Origin of the sequence: Croceicoccus sediminis (genome assembly GCF_007570835.1) — a bacterium.
GTDB classification, from domain to species: domain Bacteria; phylum Pseudomonadota; class Alphaproteobacteria; order Sphingomonadales; family Sphingomonadaceae; genus Croceicoccus; species Croceicoccus sediminis.
The window spans coordinates 993,562-1,016,562 of sequence record NZ_SUNC01000001.1; the positions used below are offsets into that span (position 1 = coordinate 993,562).

The window sequence follows — 23,001 nt, forward strand, 5'->3', positions numbered from 1 at the left end:
TAAATCGCTCCCTGCCAACGACGCCCTAACGCAAGACTGCCGCGCTCACCGAGCATGTGGTCCTTGGCCATTTGCACCCACGCCCAAAGTCATTCGCTCATTCCGACATGGAAACACTGTGAAGGCAGGTCTCAAAACGGCAGCTTCTTGGCGAGGCCATGCAGCGAGGATCATGGAACGGCTAATGCGATGTCTGTCCACCATCCATCACGAAGAACGAACCGTTGGTAAAGCTGGCCTCGTCGGAACATAGGTGCAGGACTGTGCCCGCGATTTCTTCCGGCTGAGCCGCGCGTCCGATAACGTTGTGCTTGAAGAACTCTTCGCGAAATTCCGGCGAATCCAGCCAGGCTTGCGTCATCGGCGTCGCCACGAGGCCAGGGCCGATGCAGTTCACCCGGATGCCCCGCTGCGCATATTCGATGGCCACCGCCTTGGTGAGGCCCACGACCGCGTGCTTCGCCGCGACATAGGCCGACATGTTGGGATCGGCGACCTTCCCCGCGACAGAGGCCGTGTTGACGATGGCACCGCCGCCGTTGTCGAGGAAGTGCCGCACTTGCGCCTGCATGGCGAAGAACACGCCCTTGAGGTCCACGTCCATGATCAGGTCGAGATCCTTCTTGGGCACTTCATGAAACGGAACCGGCGGCGGCAAGACACCGGCATTGTTGAATGCCGCATGGAGGCCGCCGAATTCGGCAACGCACCTGCCGACCAGGTCTGTCATGGCGTTAGGGTCGCGCACGTCGGCGCGTTGGTACATTGCCCTGCCGCCCGCGCTGCAGATCAGGTCCGCGGTTTCGCCGGCATCGTCATTCAGATCGCCGATCATCACCGCTGCGCCTTCGCGGGCGAAGGCCTGGCAGGTGGCCCGGCCGATGCCGGTGGCGCCGCCGGTGACGAGAACGGCCTTGTTTTCAAATCGCATGATCATTCATCCCAGGGTTCGATTTCGCCGGTTGCCACTTGGGCCGACGTGCAGAGCAGGAAGCAGTCCAGAACGTCGGTCGCGCCGGGAAAGCGGGCGCGGACCATGGCCTGCAACTCGGCCGAGTTTTTCGCCTTTGGCGCGGCCTCGCCCATGAAGGTGATGTAATCGCGCGTCCACTTGATGCCGGCATTGTCGTTGGTGCGGCCCGGAGAGGTGTGCCCGGCAATCACGCGGTTGGGCTTCATCGCCTCAATCCGGTCGAGCGCGGCGATCCAGTCGTCATAGCGATCGGGCGTGTGCTCCCCCAGCCAGACGTACATGCCGTTGTAGATCACGTCGCCCGCCACCAGCGTACGGGTCTGTTCGTCCCAAATGACGGTGGAGCGGACATGATCGCCCTGCATCGGGCCGAGGATCCGGAGCGGATGCCCCTCCAGCGAATAGACACCGCCTTCCACCGGCTCTGGCACGACAGGGCGGACGGGGGCATTGGCCCCCAGCATCGGGCCCCAGCGTTCGAACTTGATCGGCACGGTGCGCACCATGTCGGTGACGACGGCCTGCCCGGCGAGAATTTCCGCTTTCGGGAAGGCATCCTGCAACACGTCCAGCCCGAAGAAGTGATCAGGGTGATCGTGCGTGACCAACACGGCCTTGAGGGTCTTGCCGCTGTCGAGGATGCGCGCAACGACGCGATAGGCATCGGCGCGGCTGAACGGCACGTCGATCAGCACCGCGTCGTTTTCGCCCGATACGAGCGTCATGTTGGCGTGCAGGCTCAGCTCCGACGTCGGGATGACTTCGTAGGATAGCAGCGAAACCGGCGGCGGGCTTTCCTCGGCCTGCGCCGTGCTGGCCGCAAGCGCCAGAGTGCCGGCGATGGTTGCTGTGATCAGATGCTTCATGCGATCCCCGACTTTCCTGGTGCGATGATGTGATTGGGATCAAGCGCCTGCTTGATCTTGGCGTTGAACTCGCGGTTCACGGCGCCGTATTGCTGCGCGACCAGGTCCATTGTGTTGACCCCGGTGCGATAGCTGGCCCAGCCCTGCTCGCCAAAGCGCGAGACCATCTCGCGATAGCAAGTGTCTGCACGCCTGTGCTCCTCGGCATTGCTGCGGTCGAACAACAGGGCGATGATGTGGTGCAGATCGCGCCAGCCGATGGCAAAGGCGGCGGTATAATCGAAGCCGTACTTGTCGAGGATCTGGCGCGCCAGGCGCGTCTGCCGCTCGGCCTCGTCGCCCTTGGCCGCGGCGACCGGCGCGAACCACGCGAGGCCACCGCCACTACCGCGCCAGCGGATCATGCCAATCTCGTCAAGGTTGAGCCCGCCCTTCATCAAGGTGGCGTGGTGATGGAACCACGGATTGTCGCCCATCTCGGCCTCGGTGAGCACTTCGCCGCCACTGGCCGTCAGCACCTGGCGGACGACCGGTTCGATCGCGGCCACCGTTTCATCCGTGCCGTAGAGCGCGAAATAGGTGTTCCACATGCCCAGCCCGTTGGCTTTCGCCGCGCGCTTCACCGATGCATCGTCGAGAGGAGCGCCATCGGGCACCACGCTGTCGCGCCGCTTGAACATCGATAGCTGGTACGACGCGCTCATCATCAGGTTGCAGTTGGCGATCAGGTTGGACACGCGCAGCGGTCGCATCGCCTCGATGATGGCGGGCACGTCCTCCATGTTCGGGTGGCGGATCATGAAGGGCTTGTAGGCAGGCGGCTCCGGCATCAGCCACATGCCCAGCTTGGTGACGATGCCGTAGTTCGACTGGGTGAACAGCCCGTCGACGTAAGGGCCGTAACCCCACTTGAACGACTGCCATGCCGTCGATCCCTTGATGGAGCCCATGCCGGTGCGCATCAGCTGGCCATCGGGCAGCACCACTTCCATGCCGCACTGGAACAGGAAATGTTCGCCGTAGGGGGTATAGCCAACGCCGCGATCGAGCGTGTTGCCCATTGGCGAGGCGATCGGGCCGACGGTCGGCACGTCGATCCACAGCGGGATGTTGTTTTCTTCCAGATAGTCCTTGAGCTGCTGGTAGGTCACGCCCGGCTCCACCAGGCAGGTGCCCAGATCGGGGTCCACCTCGAGAATGCGGTTCATCCGCTTAAGGTCGAGCACCACCTGTCCCGGCGTTGCCGGCACCGCCGTGCCGTAGCCCATGTTCTTGCCGGTCGATATCGGCCAGATCGGCTGGCGAAAGCGATTGGCCGCCGCCACGATGGCCTGCACTTCTTCCACCGTGCGCGGCGCCACGGCCCCCACGGGGTGCAGCTGGTCGGTCGGCTCGGGCACATACGCCTTGTCATAGGGGAGCAGCCCCTCCGGGTCCCAGTATGCCCACTCTTCGCCCACGATGGACTGCATTTCCTTCATGAAGGCGTTGACGTCGGCGACTGTCTGGCCCTTGGCCATGCGCGAGTTGACGAGTGCTGCAGCGCCCGCCGTGGCCCCGATCGCGCCTGCTGCACCCAGCAGAGTGCGCCTGTTGATGCCGCTCATTGTCCACGCTCCTTCGGATCGGCTTCGCTTTGCTGGAGCCACGTGGCCAAGGCATCGAGCTCTTCATTGCTGATCTCGGTCTCACGAAACGCCGGCATGGCGTTGGGGCCCATGCGCACGAAGGCCTTCGTCACCTCCGGCGGCAGTTCGCGGCCGCGGATGACCGGGCCGACGTTCACACCGTGGCAGTACCCGCAGGTCTGCGCATAAATCTTTTCAGGCGCCCGCGGAGCAGGGTAGTTTGCAGGCTCCGCCGCCCACAGGCTTCCGCCGATACAGACCGCGATGACGGCCGACACGCTTGAGGCCAGGCGTTTCATTGGCTTAATCCCTTATGGCTAAAATGCTGCGCGTCATGCACGGTCGAGCGACTTCATCATTCGCTGGAAAATGGTGATCCCCTTGTCGGCGCTGGCCGGCATCGGCGGGCGATCGGGCTGACAATCGATGATCCTTTGCTGAGCTTCGATCATCACCTTGTCTTCGAGGAACGCCCCCTTGGCGACGTCGATCATGATCTGCGCGATATCCTCGCCGCCAAAGCGGGCGCCCGGTCCCCAGCTGAAGTAATACCGCGAGGTCTTTTCCCCTGTGGGCACGACCGCCTGGCTGGTGAAATTGTCGAACAGGATATCGTCGTCATCGGTCGGCGCCCTGCCGCCAAGCCGCTGCGCCGTACCCGTGGGGCACAGCGCGGTGTAAAGCAGGAAGGTGCCCGGAATGATGAAGTCGTAACTGGTCCAGATGTCTACCCGGTCAAGCTCTGCCGCCTTGCCGAGCGGCGGGACAGGCGGCGTATCGGCAATCCAGCGGGACGAGCGCACCCCGTTCGGCAGCGTTTCGACGTGCGGCCGGCTGCGCGACCATGCTTCATCGGCACCGAAGCTGGCCGCATGGACATAGGCCAGGTGCGTCAGGTCCAGCAGGTTGTCGTTGATCAGCTCGTAATTGGCTTCGTAATCGATCTGGCCGGTCTTCAGCACCCATTCCGGATCGTCGAGCGCCTTGGACTGCGCCACGACGGAAGGGTCGGCACGTTGCGGATCGCCCATCCACACCCACACCCAACTGCCGTTTTCGATCACCGGATAGGATTTGACGCAGGCGCGTTTCGGAATCTCGTCTTGCCCGGGAATTTCCACGCATTGCCCGTCGGCCGAAAACTTGAACCCGTGATAGAGGCACCGGATCGCATCGCCTTCCAGGCTGCCCATCGATAGCGGCGCCATCCGGTGGACACAGCGATCTTCCAGCGCGACCACACTGCCGTCCTGCTTGCGGTACAGCACGATCGGCATGCCCAGCAGCATCCGTTGCTGCGGTTCGCGCCCGAAATCGTCGCGCCAACCGGCTACATACCACGCGTTGCGTACGAGGTTGGACATGCCATTCTTCCTATCATGGCCGTTGCGGCCCCGGACGGCCCGCAACGGCTCTACATGCTCTCAGAGATCGACGCCAAGGCGCAGGTACCATTCGCTCGGGCGGCTCCAGGTCCCATAGATCATGCCGGCACCAAAGGCCTGCGACTGCCCGGTCACGATGTACCGTTCGTTGAGGATGTTGGTGACACCGGCCGTGAGGCTCCATCCGCCGGATGGCGCGTCATAGGTCGCATTGGCGTTGAGCATGTGCACGGACGGCCTTTCCAGCAGCAGCGTGCGCTCTGAATCGTTCCACATGCGGGAAGTATAGGTGTAATCGGCCAGCAGGGCGATTGACCCGCCGCCGACGTCAAACTCGTATCGCGGCGTCAGGTTGAACTTCCAGTCCGGCGATTTCGGCAGGTCCGCGCCAACGAAAGTCCCGGCCTGGAAAGGGTTCGGTGCAACCTGCGCCGGCGGCAGGACGTCGGTATAAGTCGCATCGGTGTAACCCAGCGATGCGTTGATCGTGAGGCCATAGCTCGGCGCCACCACGGCTTCGACTTCGAAACCCTTGATGCGTGCCGTACCGGCATTCTGCACCGTCGGGCTGACCCCCTGCTGGAAGTTCAGCTGGATGCCCTTGTACTTGGTGGTGAATGCTGCGGCATTGAGTTGCAGCATCCGGTCGAACAGCGTCGCCTTGACGCCCACTTCGAAACTCTCCGCCTTTTCCTCGTCGAAATCGGGCGCATACGGCAGCGGGTTGGAAAGACGCGTGGTCCAGCCACCGGTTTTATAGCCACGCGACCAGCGTCCATAGACCATGACATCGTCTGACGGGTGCAGTTGCAAACCGGCCATGGGCGAGAAGTTGCTGAACGATTTCTTCTGCGTCCCGTCGACGTAGTAGCGCAGCGGCTCACCTTCCACCGGGAAGCCGAGGATGGTGGGGCATGGCACCACGTCGCCGTTGTAGTCGGGGCAGTTGAACAGCTTGTAGTTGAAGCCGTTGGCATCGGACTGACCGCCGACGAACTGCTTGTCTTCGGACGTGTAGCGACCGCCCACGGTGATCCCGACAAGGTCGCTGACCCGCCAATCGACCTGTCCGAAAAAGGCGTAGTTTTCGGTTTCCAGGTCGTTCGGGCCGATGATCTGCAACAGGCCTTCGGCAAAGGTCACAAAGTCGCGCATCGACCCTTCCTCGCGGAAGTAATAGGCGCCCGCCACCAGGTTCATGGCACCGTCCATCGCTTCGCCGAGCAATTGCAGTTCCTGGCTGAACTGGTTCTGCGAGAGGGAGAAAGACGGTTCGATAATCGCCACCGGCGAATTGTCGAGATCCATCCCCGACGCCCATTTGAGATCGCGATAACCGGTGATTGACTTGAGCGAAAAACGGTCGGTCAATTCCACGTCCACTATGCCGGTGAAGCCGAACGTCTCCATGTCGGAAAAGCTGTTGCCGGTGGCATAGCTCTTGTCCTTGTCCGTCGACACGAAACGATCGTCATAGGTCAACCGGTCGTTAGAGGGATCGCCGTCAACATTCACACTGGCCAGCGGCGCCAGGTTGGCCGCCGGGTCCAACGGCGTACCGCGCACCCCGCACAGGGCGCCAGCGTTGCGCGCGGCGATCTGGTCTGCCGTCGCGTTTATGCAGAAATTGTACAATCCGCCGAAGAAAAAGCCGGACGATCCCGTGGCCACGTCAAGCGCCGTACCGGGGATGTTGTTCGCGGCCAGGCCGGCGAACGGGCCTCCGACATCGGTGGTAACGGCCAGCACCGAATTGGCCATGGCGGAGGAGTTGATCCGCATGTAATCACCACCGAACGTCACTTTCACCCGGTCGCCCGAATCCCACACCAGCTTACCGCGAAGGCTCCATTCGTCCTGCCCGCCTTCGCGGCGGGATGTCTCGTACCCGGTTTGCGGCAAAGCCATCGGCCGGTCGGCCGAATAGGGCTCGTCTGCCGGAAAGGGGACGCGTTTCTGGTATCCGTCGCGGTTCTTGGTGGAAAAAGTGACCGATGAACGCAAGTTCTCGGAGATCGGCAGATCGGCATACCCGCGTATATCCAGCCTATTGAATCGGCCGGTGGCAACGTCTCCGGTAAAGGCAAGTTCGTCACCCGGTTCGCGCGTCACCACGCTGATCGCGCCGCCGATCGTGTTGCGTCCGAACAAGGTGCCCTGCGGCCCCTTGAGGACTTCGATCCGTTCCACATCGGGCAGGTCCAGGTTGGCACCGACAGTGCGGGCAAGATAGACACCATCGAGGTAGATCCCCACGCCGGGGTCGATGTTCATGGCGAAGTCGTTCGCACCGATGCCGCGGATAAAGGCGGAAAGTACCGCCGTGGAGCCCGAGAACGGCGTGCCTGCATCAAGCGTCACGTTGGGTGCTGCGTTGGAAAGCTGGGCCACGTCGGAAACGGCACGCTCGCGCAATGCGTCACCGCCGAAAGCGGAGATGGCAATGGGCACGTCCTGCACATTTTCCGCGCGCTTCTGCGCAGTCACGACAATCACGTTGACCCCCGTCTCTCGAGAAGCAGGGTCTGCACCTTGCTGATCAGAGGAACCGGTGTCTTGAGCTGCTGCCGGAACGGCAATCGCCAGGGCCATGGCCGTGCCGCACAGGTGCACGAAATTCGTACGCATTCGCCTTCTCCCAAAGGACGCCCGCTTATGAGCAGGCTTTTTATTGCGACTTTTGGGATGGGGCGTTTTGAGCGGTTTGAACATCACCATCGCGGATGCATTTCACTTGGTGAAACTTCACGACGGAGAAGCAGGCTTGAGGTCCGGGGTCACCCCAAGGCCTCATCCAGCCGGCGACCGATGATCGATGCCGTTGCCTTCATGGTTGCCAGGTGCAATTCGACAACCTCGGCCAAGGTGGTGCGGCTGCTGGGCCAGGTCAGGTTCAGCGCTGCTATCGCTTGTCCAGCCGAATAGATAGGCACCGCCAACGACCGCCGCCCGTCTGCCCGCACCGCATCGTAGGTGCGATCCGGCCAGAAATGCACCGGGTCGCGGGCAGAATAGCCTTGTCTACGGGTTTGCTCCACGATCGATTCCAGCAGGCGCTCGCCTTCGGGATCGGCCTGTGCGGGGCGGATTCGCTCGATAATCGCCTCGCGCTCCATCGCGCTGCAAGCCGCCAGGTAAGCCCGCCCCGTTGCCGTATGCACATAGCTCAGCTTCAGGCCGACCGGGCCGAGAACCGCGGAATCCAGCCGCACGATAGGTCCGTTGGTCTCGATCACCTCGATATATTCCATCCGCGGCGCCGCGATCACTGATGGCCACATGACCCTCTTGCTGAGGTCGGCAAGGAAGGGCGAGGCGATCTCCGCCAGCTTGTCCGTGATGTCGGGCGGCTGGCCGGTAAATTTCAGGGCGCCCGCGACATAGGCGCCATCGGCCATGCGCTGCCACACCATGCCCCCTTCCGAGAGGGTTTTGAGGATGCGCAAAAGGGTGGCCTTGGGCAGCCCCGTGGCCTGGTTGAGTTCATTGAGGCTCATGCCGCGACGGGCCCGGATTGCACCGATAACCTCCAGCGCGCGCTCTACCGCGCGGATCGTCTTTACTTCGGCCACGAAAATCCTCCCAGTTTCACCACGTGAAATAGAGTTATGATTGGCGTTTAGTCAAATGACGAAATCTGGTTTGTGTCGTGGCAGAAGTTCCGCGCGATCGGAACCGCCTGAGAGGACCTGAGCAATGTCGAAGCCCAAAGTGATGATGATCGTCACGAACGATTCCAAGCATGAGGAAGCGGCTTTCGTGCGCGGCGTGCTAGAAGGCGATGGCTGCGACGTCATCCATCTCGATTGCAGCATCCGCCGCTATGTCGAAGGTGCAGAGATCACCCCGATGCAGGTTGCCGAGGCTGGTGGGCACACGATCGAACAGGTCCGCGCGCTGGGTCACGAAGGCAAGTGCCAGGCGGTGATGATCGAGGGCGCAATTAAGCAGGCAATGAAGACCCATGCCGAACAAGGCCTGTCGGGCGTGATTGCCGTAGGCGGTTCGATGGGTACCGGGCTGGCAGGCTTCGTGATGCAGGCGCTGCCTTATGGCCTGCCAAAGCTCATCGTCTCTACCATGGCCTCCGGGTTTGTCGCGCCATACATCGGCGTGAAGGACATCGCGATCATGAATTCGGTTACCGACATCTCGGGCCTGAACACCATTGCGCGCGACGTTTATCGCAATGCCGCCAATGCCGTTGCAGGAATGGCCAAGGGTTACTTACCGGAAGCAAGCTCCGGAAAACCGCTGGTCCTGATGACCATGCTTTCCACTACGGAGAAAACCGTACGCCCTATTCGCGAGGCGCTGGAGGCCGATGGCTGCGAGGTGATGGTGTTCCACTCTTCCGGCGCGGGCGGGCCGACGCTCGATTCCATCGCGGCCGACAAGGACGTGGCACTGGTGCTCGACCTGTCGGTTACCGAAATCGGCGACTACCTGCAAAACGGCCTCGCCAATGGCGGGCCGGATCGCGGCAAGGCGGGATTGCAAAAGGGCGTGCCGACCATCTTTGCCCCTGGCAACGCCGACTTCGTGATCGCTGGCCCTCTGGAAGAGGCGGAGAAGACCTTTCCCGGCAAGCGTTATCACAAGCATAATCCCGCACTGACTGCAGTGCGCACCGAAATGCCCGAACTGAAGCAGCTGGCCGACCATCTCGCGGGCATGTTTGCCGAGGCGAATGGCCCGATCAGCTTCTTCGTCCCCCTTGGCGGGTTTTCCAACCATGACAGCCCGGATGGACACATCCACGATCCCGACATGCCCAAGCCCTTTGCCGACTATGTCCGCAGCGTCATGCCGGCCAATGTCGATCTCCATGTCGAGGATGGCCATTTCAACGATGAGACGTTCGCCAATGCGATCCTCGCCAAGGCCCGTGAGTACCTGGCAGCATGAGCAAATTGCCCCTTACCCCTGAAGCCGTGTCCGAGATCGTCGCGATAATCGATGGCAGCGGCTACGACCGGCTTGATATAAGGACCGACGCCTTTCGCCTGCGCCTCGACCGGGGAAGCACAGAGGGCGGTTCAACTGGTGGCTGGACGCAGGACTGGGCTTTCTCCGAAACCGAGGCCACCGCTGGCGGTGAGAAGGTTGCCGCGGTTGAACAACTGCCCGATGGCCTGCTGGCCGTTGCCGCCCCGCTTCCCGGCGCCTTCTACCGCTCGCCGCAACCGGGCGCGCCGCCTTTCGTGGAAGTGGGCGACACGGTGGACGAGAATACCGTGGTGGGCATCATCGAGACGATGAAGCTGATGAACCCGGTGCACGCCGGATGCGCGGGCACGATCGAGAAAGTCGTCGTGGAAAATTCCGAAATGGTCGATGGCGGGGTCACGATCATGCATGTGCGGCCTGCGTGACGGAGCGGGGCATGATCAAGCGCCTCTTCATCGCCAATCGCGGCGAAATCGCCCTGCGGATCATCCGCACGGCGCAGCGCCTTGGCATTACCACCATCCTTGGCGCCTCGCAGGCCGATGCCACCAGCTTACCTGCCTTGCAGTCTGACGAGGTGGCCATCGTGGGCCCTGCCCCGTCGAACCAGAGCTATCTCGATGTCGATGCCGTCATCGCTGCGGCCAAGGCTTCGCGCGCCGACGCCATCCATCCCGGCTATGGTTTTCTGTCTGAGAACGCCCGCTTCGCGCAAGCCGCGGCCGATGCCGGGATCGTGTTCGTCGGCCCCGATATCTCCAGCCTGAACGCGATGGGCGACAAGCTCATGGCGCGCAAGGTCGGGATCGAGGCTGGCCTTCCTGTCGTGCCCGGAGGGGAAGCCGCTGACAAGGACGCGGCACTGGCCCGGGCCGAGGAAACCGGCTTTCCCGTGCTGCTGAAGGCCGTGTCCGGCGGCGGCGGCAAGGGCATGCGCCGCGTCGACCGGGCGGAAGACCTGTCGGCAGAAATCGACACCGCCATGGCAGAAGCGCAGGCGAGCTTCGGCGACCCGCGTATATACGTGGAACGCTTCATCGCAAGCGGCCGCCACGTGGAGGTTCAGGTGCTGGGCGATGGCAAGACGGCCATCCATCTCGGCACGCGCGACTGTTCGATCCAGCGGCGATTTCAGAAGCTGGTCGAAGAGGCCCCCGCCCCCGCCATTCCGGACGACAAGCGCGCCGCAATCGAAGAGGCCGCCGTACGCCTTACGCGCCACCTCAACTACAAGGGCGCGGGTACGGTCGAGATGCTCGTCGATGCCGAAACCTTCGACTTCTACTTTCTCGAAATGAACGCTCGCATCCAGGTGGAGCATCCGGTGACCGAAGCCATCACCGGCGTAGACCTGATCGAGCAGCAGATCCTCATCGCAGACGGCAATCCGCTTGGCATCAGGCAAAACGATCTCCTCCCCGTAGGTCATGCCATCGAAGTGCGGATCAATGCCGAAGACCCGGATGCCGATTTCCGGCCGTCCCCCGGAACGATTACGCGCGCCGCATGGCCCGCCGGTCCCGGCATCCGGGTCGACACGCATATCGCGACGGGCGGCAAAGTGCCGCCGTTCTACGATTCGCTGATCGGCAAGCTCATCGTCCATGCCGCCACGCGCGAAGAGGCGGTCGCTAAACTCGGCATGGCTCTCGCCACGATGGCGATAGAGGGCATCACCACTACGGCTGGCCTGCACGCGAAAATCGCCGCCGACGAGGCCTTTCGCAAAGGCGGCGTCGACACCCGCTTCTTCAAGGAGTTCGCGTCATGAGCGCGATCACGCTGACCGACGTGTCGATTCGTGACGGCAACCAGTCGCTGTGGGGCGCGACCGGCCTTTCCACCGCGCAGATCCTGGAAGTTGCCGGCCTGCTCGATCGCGTCGGTTTTGAAGCGATCGACTTCATCTCATCCAGCCACATGGCCGTGGCGGTGCGCTATTTCCGCGACAACCCCTGGGAACGCATCCGCCGGGTGCGCGCAGCGATGCCGCGCACGCCGTTGCAATTCATCACCACCGGTCTGCGGTTTATCGCCTGGCAACAGGCCGATCCCGAATTCATGCGCCTGGTTTACCGCCGCTTGCAGGCCAACGGCATCCGCAAGTTCATCATGCTCGATCCGATGCACGATGTCGAAGCCGTGCTGGCGGCGAGCAAGCTGGTGAAGGAGGAAGGCGAGGCGACCGTGATGGGCGCGCTCACCTTCACCCTGTCCGAAGTCCACACAGACCAGTTCTACGCCGGTTTCGCCGCCAAACTGGCGAAAAGCGAAGACATCGACTGTTTCTACATCAAGGATCCCGGCGGCTTGCTGTCGCCAGAACGCGCGCGCACCTTGGCCCCGGCGGTGAAAGCGGTGATCGGTAACAAGCCGCTCGAAATCCATGCGCATTGCACCATCGGCTACGGCCCGCTGGCCAGCCTGGAATCGGTGGAGAGCGGCGCTGTCGGCACGGTGCATGTCGGCATCGGCCCGCTTGGCGATGGGTCATCGCTGCCCGAAGCCTCGCGCATGGTCGCCAACTTGCGCGAACTGGGGCACGACGTTCCTATCGACGACAAGGCGCTGGCCGCCGTGTCCGATTACTGGAGCCGCCTTGCCGCCGCAGAGGGGCACCCCATAGGCCGTCCACAGAACTTCGATGCCAGCTTTCTGCGCCACCAAGTCGCAGGCGGCGTCATGACGACCACGCGCCGCCAGCTGAGCGAGCTGAACCTCGAGCACAAGTTCGACGAGGTGGTGGCCGAGACCGAACGGGTGCGTGCTGAGCTGGGGTATCCCATCATGGTCACGCCCTTCCCGCAGATGGTCATGAGCCAGGCGCTTGCCAACGTGATCGGCACGGGTCGCTATGCGCAGGTAAGCGATGAGATCCTGCGCTATGTCATGGGCAAATTCGGCCATCCGACCAGCCCGCTGGACCCGGACGTCGAAGCGGCGATCCTCGACCGGCCCCGCGCACGCGAAATCGCGGCAGAGCCTGCGTTCCCCTCGCTTCAGGAACTGCGCCGGAAATTCGGCCAGACCATGCCTGACGAAGAATTCCTGCTGCGCGCGGTGATGCCGGAAAACCACGTCGACGCGATGCTGGCCAATGGCCCTTCAGGTGCTCGGTACAGCCCCGAAGCAGCGCCGATCCTCTCCCTTCTCAAGCAACTGGCCGAACGCCCCGCGGCAAAAGACCTCGTGGTCGACGCCAATGGCATGCGGATCGCCCTCCATGCAGGACCTGCCGTCTCATGAGCCTGATCACGGATCAACTGGCCCAGCGTATCGCATCGGCCAAGGCCTTCATCTTCGACATGGATGGCACCATTGCGCTGGGCAACGCCGCGTCCGGCGGGCACGAGGCCCTGCCCGGCGCGATCGAACTGCTGGATGCGATCCGCAGGCTCGGCAAACCTTTTCGCGTGTTCACGAACGGCACCGGCAAGCCCCCGGCGATCTATGCAGCGGGTCTGCGGCAGGCCGGCTTCGACATCGCCGACGACGAGTTCATGACCCCGTCCACCGCCGCGGCGATCTGGTTCGAACAGCAGGGCATCGGCAAGGTCCGCGTGCTCGGCCGTGACGGGGTTGCCGCGCCGCTGCGCGAACGCGGGATCGAATGCGTGGAGCCTGCTGCCGAGGCAAGCGGTGTCGAGGCGGTCTACACCGGCTGGTTCCGGGAATTCACCTTCCCGGATCTGGAAGCGGCCTGCAAATCGATATGGGACGGGGCGATCCTCACATCCGCCAGCCACGTGCCGTTCTTCGCCACCGCCGACGGGCGCGCGATCGGGGCCAGCTTTGCCCTCAACGTCATGATCCAGTCGCTTACCGATACCGAGTTGACCGTGCTGGGCAAGCCATCGGTGACTGCCTTCAATTCCGCACTGGCGGGCATGGGCCTGTCCCCGGCAGACAGCCGCGACGTCGTCATCGTCGGAGACGATCCCGTCCTCGAAATCGGCATGGCCAAGGCCACCGGTGCGTTTGGCGTGGGGATGACCACCGGCCTGATGAAGCGCGACACGATCGACCAGCTGCCGCCGGAACAACGACCCGAACTGCTGATCGACGATCTTGCCACCCTGCACGCCGTCATCTCGTGAGGGCCACGCCAAACGATTGATAGCGATGCCAGCATTTGAACCAGAGGCGACGCGTGCCTGAGCGCACGATGACCCCGTCCCTCACCCTCGAGCCGAGAGATATCCGATGTCTTCACAAATCGATCTGAACAACCGCCGCATGCTCACCATCGCACCTACCGGTGGCATGTCGATGAAGAGCGCCAACCCGGCCCTGCCCACCCAGCCGCAGGAAATCGCCGACGTCGTCGCAGCATGCAGCAAGGCTGGCGCCTCGATCGCCGCGATTCATGCCCGGCGGCCGGACGATCAGGCCACCTGTAATCCGGACATCTATTCCGACATCAACGCGCGCATTCGGGCCAAGTGCGACATCATCATCAACAACTCCACCGGCGGCGGCAATTCCGGAGACATGCTGGTCGACCGCGGCGATGGCCTTTTCGAAACCGATTTCGAGGAACGCCTGCGCGGCTGCGATGCGGAGGGCGCGGAAATGTGCACCTTCGACGGTGTGACCGTGGCGGATTGCAACGGGGGCGAACGCGAAGTGGTGGTGATCACGACCCCTTCGCGCTGCGAAACCCTGGCGAAGCGCATCATCGACAAGGGCAAGAAGCCGGAGTGGGAAGTGTTCAGCCCTGAGCATATCCTGCAAGACGTCACTCGCCTGATCCAGAAGGGCTATGACAAGCCGCCCTATTACATCAACATGGTGCTGGGCGGCGACATGGGCTTTCAGGGGGCCATGCCCTATTCAGCCGACATTCTCGATTTCATGGTGAAATGCCTGCCCCCGCAATCGATCTGGTGCGTGTCCGGCATCGGCCCGGCGCAGCTACCCGCTTCGACGCAGGCCCTGCTGCTCGGCGGCCACGTTCGCGTGGGACTGGAGGACAACCACTATTATGCACGCGGGGTAAAGGCCACCAATCTCATGCTGGTCGAACGCCAGGTTCGCATCATGGCGGAACTGGGGATCGAGCCGATGTCTGCCGCACAGTCCCGGGAAGTGCTGGGCCTCAATCCGATCTGATCCCTTGCGGAAAGGCGCTGCTGGCCTAAGCCAGCGGCGTCTTTCTCACGCAAAGGCGTTACGGACCGCATCCGGAACACGTTCCGCCTTCATGCCGCCGGTTCGCGATGCGTCCGCAACGGTCCAGACGCGCTTCTCGACACCCGATACGCACAGTTCGCCATCCTTCAGCAGCCGATGCGCGATTGTGAAACTGCTGTTCCCGAAATCCGGCGCGGCCGCTTCAAGCGTGACCACGTCGCCATAGGCGGCGGGACGAACGAACTTGGCTGAAAGGTCCACCATGGGATAGCCGACCACGCCTCGTTCCTTCAGCATGTCGCGCTTGCGAACGCCCAGCGCCTGCTCAAAGAGAATGATCGTGCTTTCGCCAAACATTTCGAGGAAGCGAGGCGCATAGACGATACCGGCCGGGTCACAATGCCCCCATTCGATGCGGTATTCACGGGTCAGGAATGGCGTAAAATCTGATGTCATGCAAACGGCTTACTACGGCGATTTCGGGGTCGCAACAGGCTTCGAAACTGTCAGACAATGCGGAAGTGTTAGCGGGTTTCCGCTCGCTGCTGCACCATCAGTTTCAGTGACTGTTTCCGGACCGACAATCACAATTGGGCCTCGGATGGCACGTCCGGAATTCCAACTTGCGATCCTGGTATATGCCGCTCCCAGCCATTCGACTTTGGCGCAACTGGCGACGAGCGCTTCGATGCCGTCTTTTGAGAAACTGGCGAGATAGCCCAAAGGATCGAGCCTGGGGCAAATGATCCGCACAGCTTCGCGATGAATCCGTCAAAATCAGACAGACGTGCAGGCCTGATCAACCTACCGAAGTTGGTCGGGGACCGCCGGTGCCGAGGATCTGCGCGTACAACAGCTTTCTGTTTCTCGCCGCCCGATACGCAATCTTCCATAGTCGGTCCGGGGAATTTGCCGATTTCCAGATTTGGTGCGCCCGGCGTAACAAAGATGGGCACTCAAATCATTGGGAAATTCTGGTCCGGAGGAGAAGATGCGGTCCACTATGCGCCCTCGTTCAGGACGTAGACACCCAGTCCATCAACTCCCAAAACGGACGTTGTGCACGTGATGAGTTGCGAGAATAATCATAAATTGGGTTCTCAAGCCGGACCGGCTGTTAGGTGAGTGCGCGCACCCTGGCAGTTACTCAATGTGTGGGGGAATGCCCTCATCCCGGCATGGGGAAGAGGAACGACCACCCAGACTTAACCCATGCGATAAGCCTTCTGGTGGTCGTTCCAGTCAATCAAAAGTCGAAGCGAGCGCGCATGCCATATTCCCTCGGCGCCCCATAAAACTCGTTGTTGTCTCTCTGGCCGGTCGAATATTCTTCGTTGAAGATATTGGTGGCGAAGAAATCGAATTTGATATCATCATATTCGAACGAGATAGAGGCATTCACCAGATCGAACGCGGGCAGCTTGTCGCGCACGGGGTCGTAAGCGATATAGGCGAAGCGACTGCCCAGGTGTGTATAGGTGACCCGTGGCGTAATCGCGATTTCATCCGCATAGAACGTGTAGGCGGCCGTCGCATTGAAAGTAAGCTCTGGCGAGTACAGGGTCGGGCCGCCATCCGTCGTCAGGATAAACGGTGAATAGTCAGCGCAGGTCGGCGGATCGCCGGGATCTTCGCTCGGCCCGCACTGCGGCAGGTTGTTGACGCCCGGATTGGCATCCGCAAAGCTGCGGATATCTAGGATGTCGGCCCCGGAAAGCGAGCTGTCGGTATAGGCGAAGCCGCCGCTCAGATCGAACCCGCCGCTGCGGACCTGGACCTGGCCTTCGATACCTTTGACCGTGGCGTCCGTCAGGTTGATCAGCGAAGATCGCCCCGTTTCCGGCAGGGTGATATCCAGCTGGAAATCGCTGTAATCATAATAGAAGGCGCCAAGCTGGGCCTTGACCGGGCCAAGACTTCCCTTCCAGCCGATTTCGTAATCCCAGATGACTTCGGGATCGAACGAAGTTGTCGGGCTCGCAAAACCGCCCGACTTGTAGCCCTTTGCCACAAAGGCATAGAACAGGTGGTCGGGGTTCGGTTCAAAATTGAGCGCCAGCTTTCCGGTGAACTGATCATCATCATAGTCACCGGCGAGACTGCCCACTTGCACACCCGGAGGCGGGCCGACAAGACGCAGGCGAACGGCACCGTCTCCCGTGACATCGTAAGTGCTGTACCGGCCGCCAAGATCGACCGAGAGTGTATCCGTCAGGTCGTAGGTGACCTGTGCGAACAGGCCCGTGGTGATCTTGCGATTGGTGCCATCGACGTCGACCGGGAAACCGTTCGGGTTGTTGGTGATGTCGATCAGGATTTCGTTCCGCTGGTAATAGCCACCCGCGATCCAGCTCAAGCGCTTGCTGTCATCGGACAGGATGTTCAGCTCTGCCGTGTAGACTTCCTCGCGGACGTACTGGCTCTGCTCGTTAAGTGCATCGGACGTCGCGTCCTGATCGTAGAAATTGTTGATCTGCTTGTCCTGGTAACCGCCGATTACGCGGAAAGTCGTTCCGCCTCCGGTATAGTATTCCAGGCGAGCCGTGACTTGCTCGTTCGTTTCGTCGTTTTGCGTGGGGCTGTTGTAATCGAGACGGCGGATGTCCGACGTGCGCGCGTCTTCATAAAACGTGCCCAAGGTGGGGCGATAGGCATAGCCGCCTGTCTTCTTGTCCGCGAATTCGGCCCGGATGAGGGCATTGAAGCTGGCGGAAGGTTCCCAGTAGACGCCCAGCCGGGCACCGTATTCGTGCAGCTTGCCCGGCTCGCTGTCGATGGGAGTGGTGTAGAAGCTGCCACGATCGCGGAAAATGCCGGCAGCGCGAACGGCAAGCGTGCTGCTGACCGGAAGGTTGACCGCACCTTCAAGGCCGCGACGCTCGTAATTGCCGACTTCGCCCTGAACGTAGCCGTTGACAGCGCCAAGCTCGGGCGCCCTGGAATTGATAAAGATCGCGCCACCGGTGGAGTTCGAGCCGACGAAAGTGCCCTGCGGACCGCGCAGCACCTCTATCGAGGCAATATCGTAAAAGCTGTTGGTGCTCACGATCGGCGGCTGGAATACGCCATCGACATAGGTGGCGACACCGTTGGCGGCATTCGGGCTGCCGCTGGCGAGGCCGATACCGCGAATATTGACGGATTGGGTCAGGCCGGAATCGGTAATCGAGAGGCTGGGCGCAACCGTTTGGAGGTCGTCGAAACGCTCGACGCCAAGATCGGCAAGGCTATCACCGTCGATCACGGTTGCTGCGACGTTGACATCCTGCAGGTCCTGGTCGCGCTTGAGGCCCGTCACGATGATCACGTTGTCATTGCGAACCACATCCTGCCCCGAGGGTTCGGCCACTTGTGCGATGCCAGGACTTGCGACGCCGATTGCGGCGAAAGAGGCGCCGACGATAAAGGCAGATTTCTTCATGATTGTGCTCTCCCATCCTCCCGGTGCGGCGCACGTCAAAGTGCAACGACACCGATGTTATTGCGGGTCTGTTGGCAGCAGATTTGCCGTAAGACAAGCCTAAAACGAAACGAAGTTGCATTTTAATAGCAAAAAATTCTCACGCGACGGCGCCGGGCAGGACCTTCCGATCCGCAAACACGTGGTTTCCGGAATACCGCTCTGTGTTTCTGCAGGCGCGGTGACGCTGGATTTTGAGCGTGTTGTGGATGGCATTTGATGAAGGCTAGATTTCCTCAAGCTCTTCATCGTGACCTTGCCCGCCCGGCTGGAAATAGGATGCAAGGAAGGAGAGCAGGCCAAAGGCCGCTGACGCCGCAATGGCCGGTTTCAGAAGCAGTGCTTCGCTCATCACCAACAGCTGCGGCATCTGCAGCAGAACGCCGATAAACTGCGCCAATGTCAGTGCCGCCCCCAGGATCATGCACAGGCATAACGAAATCACGAACAACGTGCGCAGATGCGAAAAAATCCGGTTCTTCATGTCAGCCTCTCAAGAGCGGCAATACGCCAATGCCGACCAAGCAGGCGATGGCGAAGATTGGCAGGACGTAATAGACGATCAGTGGAATGAACGTCGCCTCGGGTTTCGCGCCGGTCAGTCCGGCGGCGATGAAGATGGATCCCGATGCCGGGGGAGATGCCCCTTCCGTCGACGCAAAGACCAGGATCGCAACGACCACCGCCAGAGGATCGAGCCCGATCCCGACCAGGGTCAGAAGCGAAACCTGCCCCACCGCGGTCAATGTCGCTGTAGAGGACAATGGCCCCGCCACGATGACGATCAGCAAACCAACTGCAATGAGCATGCCGAGCGCCGAGAATGGAACGGTCCGGGTAAGCATCTCGACGTCTGCTGCCAGGCCCAGGTTGCCTAAGACCTCGCTGGCCGCGATGGCAAAATAAAGTAGCGCTCCGATTGTCGCAAAACGCGGCATGGACCGGCCGAGCATGTCCACCCAGCCATGCACGCTGTGTGGCAGATTCCGGCGACCTGCGATCAGGGCAAAGGTCGTGATCATGACCGGAATCCAGATCAGGATCGAAATCGAATCGAGCGCGCTGGCCATGGCTTCGTTGCGACCGAAATAGTCGGCGATGGGGCCGATCGTGACAGCGATCGGGATAATGGCCCCCAGGAAGATCGACAGCGCCCCAAGGCCCGCTTTCAGCGTGGTCCTGAGCGGGAGGATGTCCGTGTTGCCCGATGTATGCGGGATGTGGTCCATGGCGATGAACAGTCGGACCATGACGATGCGATGCAATATCTGATATATTCCGGCGGTGAGCAGGGCGAGATAGACCTGTCCGGTCGTCACCAACTCACCTGCAAACCCGATCATGATCAGCATCGATGCGCTGGGCGGCAGCGCCGCGCCAAGCCCGCCATTGCCTGCCAGGACGGTAGCGGCACGCGCCGGGGTCCAACCGGTGCGCACCATCCAGGGTCCGGTAAATGAACCGCCGGCAGCCGTGTTGGCCGAGTTCGAGCCAGAAAGCGCGCCAAAGATGGCGGAGGCGATTGTCGCAACATATGCGGGGCCGCCGCGAATACGCCCGAAGGCGGAATTGAGGACATCGATGATTTTGCCGATCAGGCCAGTTTCGTCGATCAGGAACGCCATGAAAACAAAGGCGAGCGCGGCAAACAGAACCTCATGGTCAAGCGCACCGGTAAGTCCGTCGACAAGATAGCTGGGCGCTTGCGTGCCGGCAAAGGCAGCTGTCACCAGCAGGCCAAGCGCCATCGCCTCGCCCATGTTGCGCTTGAACAGCACATTCCAGGCGATGATAACGACGATGAAGGCAACAAGGGCCGCCAGGGCGGTGGGGATCGGCACTGTCATTCCACTTCGTTGCGACCCTGTCGGCCGAGATTGCACGAAGGCTTGGATGTTTGACGCGCGGCTCCGCCATCGGGCCATTGAGGCTCCCCGGAGCGCTTCACACCTTTTCCTCACCCTTTGGGACAGTCTTTTAGCTACACACTAAGAAAATGCAACGACGTTTCATATAAGCGCAGAATTCGCGGAGAGAAAGGCCCGCGCGCCGGGTTCGGACCCCAAAAACCGGCACTATGTGGAGCTATACAAGCGTTCTTCGCTCCATTAGACGGAACGCATGGTGGCAAAAGATCCGAAAACGATGCCTGGTCGAGCAAGCGCAGATCGCTTCCTCACGATCCTCACCTGTTTCCAGCGCGGGGACGAATCGCTCTCGCTGGCCGAAATCGCAGCGCGCACCAATCTGGTGAAGAGTACCGCCTTGCGGCTCTCTGCCTCGCTCATCGATCATAATCTTCTGATCAAGGATCTGCATGGCGATTACCGGCTGGGTCCCGAAATTTCGCGGTTGAACCTGATCTATTCCGAAGCGATGCACGCCGAGCACTACGTCATTCCGGTGCTTCAGTCGCTCGTCGACATTTCAGGCGAGACCGCTTCGATCTATATCCGGCACGGCAGCTATCGCTTGTGTCAGTATCGCGTGAACTCGCCACACCAACTGGGCGTGCACAAGCAGCCGGGTGAAATTCGCCCGATGGATGATGCCTCTTCGGCGAAAGTGCTGCGTCGCTTTGGTGACAACGCCGATGATGTGACAGGCTTTACCCTGCCGTTGTACTCGTCCGGCGCTTCAGACCCCTATGCTGCATCGTTGTCCATTCCGGTATTCCAGAGTGGCGGTGCCCTGTTCGGCGCAATGGTTCTCGCAGGTCCATGCAATCGCCTGACGGAGCAGAGGGCCACTGAGCTTGCCGACGACATGCGCGCCTCAGCGCGGTTGCTCAGCAGGCAACTTGGCGGCGAGGATGCGATGGCGGCGGCGCTGAAAGCCAGTTTCGCGGTCGAGGCCTGACCTACTGCGGTCGGGATGAGCTGTCTTTCGATTTGTTGACGACGTAACGGCGGTCGATCTCGCGTCCCGCGAGGCAATCAAGCACCTGCTGCATGGCCAACTTCCCGACCCGCGCACCAGCTTCAAGCGTGCTGGCCCCGACGTGCGGGCTGACCACCAACCTCCCTTGGCGGCGCAGACCTTCTGCCAGAACCGGCGGTTCTTCCGGAAAGGTGTCGAGACCAGCGCCGCCAATCTGGCCAGCGTCCAGCGCATCGACGAGCGCGTCGTGGTCGATGAGCCCGCCGCGTGCCGTGTTTATGATGATTGCGCCCTGTTTCATTTTCTCGAACTGAGGGGCCGAGATCAGATTGCGCGTCGCCGAATTCAGCGGACAATGCAGGCTGACGACGTCGCTTTGGCGCAATAGCTCATCGATGGAGTCGACGCGCGTGAACGCCTCATCTCCGGCAAGAGAGGGGGCTGGATCGAAGACCCGGATATCCATTCCGAGGCCGCGACAGATCTTGGCCAAGTGAAGCCCAATCGCGCCAATGCCGACGATGCCCAGCGTCTTGCCGAACAATTCGGTGCCGAGGAAATCGGCCTTGTCCCAGTGCCCGTCTCTCATTCTGCTGTCGAGCCAGGCGACCCCCCGGGCAACGCCGAACATGAGGGCAAGAGCATGTTCTGCCACCGAAATGGCATTGGCTCCGGTGGCGACCGAGACAGTGATGCCGCGCTCGGTTGCAGCCTCCAGGTCAATGGTGTCGTAACCAACCCCGTGCTTGGCGATGATCTTTAGCCCCGGAGACTTGTCCATGGCTTCGCCATGTATCTTGCCCAGGCGAAGTATGATGGCATCGGGTTGATGCGATGACAGGAACGCCTCCAGTTCACCGGCATCCAGATAGGCATTGGATGCGATGACTTCGGCACCAACCGCTTCGGCCATGTTCATCGCCGAAGCGGCGATAGGCTTACCTAGGATTGCAATGCGCAGCCTGGCTTGTTGCACCATCAGGCGGCTACTCCGGGCATGCCTGTGCAACCAGCGGCCATCAACGCGCGGTCAACCCAGGTACGATCGTTCTCGCCCCGTTCGATCGCCTGCATCTGCGCGGTTTCCGCCTGATGTTTCGCCAGTGCGGCTGCATAGACGGTATCGAGCTGCCGTTGCGGAATGGCGATCAGGCCATCTTCGTCACCCATGACGAGGTCGCCTGGCTGAACCGGCATGCCATCAAGCGCGATGACCTTGTTCACCTCGCCCGGGCCATCCTTGTATGGGCCGCGATGCGTGACACCTGCCGCAAAAACCGGAAAATCGCCCTTCGAAAGTTCACCGAAATCACGGATGGCGCCATTGATGACGATCCCGGCAAGTCGCTTCTTGCGGGCATAGGCTACCATCAGCTCGCCAATGATCGCGTTCGTGAGGTCGCCGCCCGCATCGACAACGACGACATCGCCGGCAACAGCCATGTCGAGTGCCTTGTGCACCATGAGGTTGTCACCTGGGCGCGTGCGGACCGTTACGGCAGGGCCGATCAGCAATCCCTCGCGATGGATCTTGCGAAGCCGCGCTCCACCAGCGGACAGACGGTTCATTGCGTCACTGACGACCGCAACCGGCAGCTGTCGGTATCGCTCTACGTCTTGTTGGCTGGCGCAGCTATTCCGCTGGCTGATGGAAAACCCGGTCATCCTAACCCCGTCGATTAATTGCTTTGCGCTGAACTATATAAAACGCAACGCCATTGCAATA

20 protein-coding genes are annotated in these 23,001 nt (G+C 61.4%); 7 read left to right on the forward strand and 13 right to left on the reverse strand.

Annotated features, from left to right (window positions below; genetic code table 11):
- Nucleotides 1-181: 181 nt before the first annotated feature.
- From FAX90_RS04655 to FAX90_RS04685, 7 genes are all read right to left on the reverse strand, one after another.
- Nucleotides 182-931: an SDR family NAD(P)-dependent oxidoreductase gene (locus FAX90_RS04655; protein WP_240704715.1), complete on the reverse strand. Its 750-nt coding sequence runs from the start codon at nucleotides 929-931 to the stop codon at nucleotides 182-184.
- Between the two features lie 2 nt (nucleotides 932-933).
- Complete coding sequence (locus FAX90_RS04660) at nucleotides 934-1,839, reverse strand: MBL fold metallo-hydrolase (RefSeq protein WP_144095965.1); 906 nt, start codon at nucleotides 1,837-1,839, stop codon at nucleotides 934-936.
- Complete coding sequence (locus FAX90_RS04665; protein WP_144095967.1) at nucleotides 1,836-3,446, reverse strand: FAD-binding oxidoreductase; 1,611 nt, start codon at nucleotides 3,444-3,446, stop codon at nucleotides 1,836-1,838. Before FAX90_RS04665 ends, FAX90_RS04660 begins: the two co-directional genes overlap by 4 nt.
- Nucleotides 3,443-3,766: a c-type cytochrome gene (locus FAX90_RS04670; protein ID WP_144095969.1), complete on the reverse strand. Its 324-nt coding sequence runs from the start codon at nucleotides 3,764-3,766 to the stop codon at nucleotides 3,443-3,445. The genes FAX90_RS04665 and FAX90_RS04670 overlap by 4 nt, the downstream gene beginning before the upstream one ends.
- A gap of 33 nt (nucleotides 3,767-3,799) precedes the next feature.
- Nucleotides 3,800-4,831 carry an aromatic ring-hydroxylating dioxygenase subunit alpha gene (locus FAX90_RS04675; protein ID WP_144095971.1) on the reverse strand — a complete coding sequence of 344 codons (1,032 nt, stop codon included), beginning with the start codon at nucleotides 4,829-4,831 and terminating at the stop codon, nucleotides 3,800-3,802.
- A gap of 60 nt (nucleotides 4,832-4,891) precedes the next feature.
- Entirely contained in the window at nucleotides 4,892-7,480 is a 2,589-nt protein-coding gene (locus FAX90_RS04680) for a TonB-dependent receptor (protein ID WP_170234866.1), read from the reverse strand.
- A 149-nt stretch (nucleotides 7,481-7,629) separates the two neighbouring features.
- Nucleotides 7,630-8,424 carry a helix-turn-helix domain-containing protein gene (locus FAX90_RS04685; RefSeq protein ID WP_240704716.1) on the reverse strand — a complete coding sequence of 265 codons (795 nt, stop codon included), beginning with the start codon at nucleotides 8,422-8,424 and terminating at the stop codon, nucleotides 7,630-7,632.
- A gap of 124 nt (nucleotides 8,425-8,548) precedes the next feature.
- Here FAX90_RS04685 and FAX90_RS04690 point away from each other — a divergent pair, with 124 nt between their 5' ends.
- The 6 genes from FAX90_RS04690 (at nucleotide 8,549) to FAX90_RS04715 (ending at nucleotide 14,914) form a co-directional block, all read left to right on the forward strand.
- Nucleotides 8,549-9,760 carry a Tm-1-like ATP-binding domain-containing protein gene (locus FAX90_RS04690; protein WP_144095975.1) on the forward strand — a complete coding sequence of 404 codons (1,212 nt, stop codon included), beginning with the start codon at nucleotides 8,549-8,551 and terminating at the stop codon, nucleotides 9,758-9,760.
- On the forward strand, nucleotides 9,757-10,227 hold the full coding sequence (locus tag FAX90_RS04695) for an acetyl-CoA carboxylase biotin carboxyl carrier protein (protein ID WP_144095977.1): 471 nt from the start codon (nucleotides 9,757-9,759) through the stop codon (nucleotides 10,225-10,227). Before FAX90_RS04690 ends, FAX90_RS04695 begins: the two co-directional genes overlap by 4 nt.
- Before the next feature lie 11 nt (nucleotides 10,228-10,238).
- Complete coding sequence (locus FAX90_RS04700; RefSeq protein WP_144095979.1) at nucleotides 10,239-11,573, forward strand: acetyl-CoA carboxylase biotin carboxylase subunit; 1,335 nt, start codon at nucleotides 10,239-10,241, stop codon at nucleotides 11,571-11,573.
- Entirely contained in the window at nucleotides 11,570-13,048 is a 1,479-nt protein-coding gene (locus tag FAX90_RS04705) for a biotin carboxyl carrier protein (RefSeq protein WP_144095981.1), read from the forward strand. Before FAX90_RS04700 ends, FAX90_RS04705 begins: the two co-directional genes overlap by 4 nt.
- Nucleotides 13,045-13,899 (forward strand): HAD-IIA family hydrolase, encoded by an 855-nt coding sequence (locus FAX90_RS04710; protein ID WP_144095982.1) that lies wholly within the window; start codon nucleotides 13,045-13,047, stop codon nucleotides 13,897-13,899. Before FAX90_RS04705 ends, FAX90_RS04710 begins: the two co-directional genes overlap by 4 nt.
- A 106-nt stretch (nucleotides 13,900-14,005) precedes the next feature.
- Nucleotides 14,006-14,914, forward strand: coding sequence for a beta-keto acid cleavage family enzyme (locus FAX90_RS04715; protein ID WP_240704717.1), 909 nt, complete (start codon nucleotides 14,006-14,008; stop codon nucleotides 14,912-14,914).
- Between the two features lie 45 nt (nucleotides 14,915-14,959).
- Here the strand turns inward: FAX90_RS04715 and FAX90_RS04720 are convergent, their stop codons facing one another.
- The 4 genes from FAX90_RS04720 to FAX90_RS04735 all read right to left on the reverse strand — a co-directional run bounded on the left by FAX90_RS04720 (nucleotide 14,960) and on the right by FAX90_RS04735 (nucleotide 20,242).
- Nucleotides 14,960-15,391 carry an acyl-CoA thioesterase gene (locus FAX90_RS04720; protein ID WP_144095984.1) on the reverse strand — a complete coding sequence of 144 codons (432 nt, stop codon included), beginning with the start codon at nucleotides 15,389-15,391 and terminating at the stop codon, nucleotides 14,960-14,962.
- A 790-nt stretch (nucleotides 15,392-16,181) separates the two neighbouring features.
- Nucleotides 16,182-18,356 (reverse strand): TonB-dependent receptor, encoded by a 2,175-nt coding sequence (locus tag FAX90_RS04725; protein WP_144095986.1) that lies wholly within the window; start codon nucleotides 18,354-18,356, stop codon nucleotides 16,182-16,184.
- Nucleotides 18,357-18,621: 265 nt separating this feature from the next.
- Entirely contained in the window at nucleotides 18,622-18,879 is a 258-nt protein-coding gene (locus FAX90_RS04730) for a hypothetical protein (RefSeq protein ID WP_144095988.1), read from the reverse strand.
- 1 nt (nucleotide 18,880) lies between these two features.
- Entirely contained in the window at nucleotides 18,881-20,242 is a 1,362-nt protein-coding gene (locus FAX90_RS04735; protein WP_205700615.1) for a TRAP transporter large permease subunit, read from the reverse strand.
- A 274-nt stretch (nucleotides 20,243-20,516) separates the two neighbouring features.
- On the opposite strand from FAX90_RS04735, the gene FAX90_RS04740 reads away from it, so the two are divergent.
- On the forward strand, nucleotides 20,517-21,254 hold the full coding sequence (locus FAX90_RS04740; protein WP_144095989.1) for an IclR family transcriptional regulator: 738 nt from the start codon (nucleotides 20,517-20,519) through the stop codon (nucleotides 21,252-21,254).
- A 1-nt stretch (nucleotide 21,255) separates the two neighbouring features.
- Here FAX90_RS04740 and FAX90_RS04745 read toward each other — a convergent pair whose 3' ends face one another.
- The gene (locus FAX90_RS04745; RefSeq protein ID WP_240704718.1) at nucleotides 21,256-22,194 is read right to left on the reverse strand and encodes a hydroxyacid dehydrogenase; all 939 of its coding nucleotides are present in this window, start codon (nucleotides 22,192-22,194) and stop codon (nucleotides 21,256-21,258) included.
- A 59-nt stretch (nucleotides 22,195-22,253) separates the two neighbouring features.
- On the reverse strand, nucleotides 22,254-22,940 hold the full coding sequence (locus FAX90_RS04750) for an RraA family protein (RefSeq protein ID WP_144095993.1): 687 nt from the start codon (nucleotides 22,938-22,940) through the stop codon (nucleotides 22,254-22,256).
- Nucleotides 22,941-23,001 lie beyond the last annotated feature (61 nt).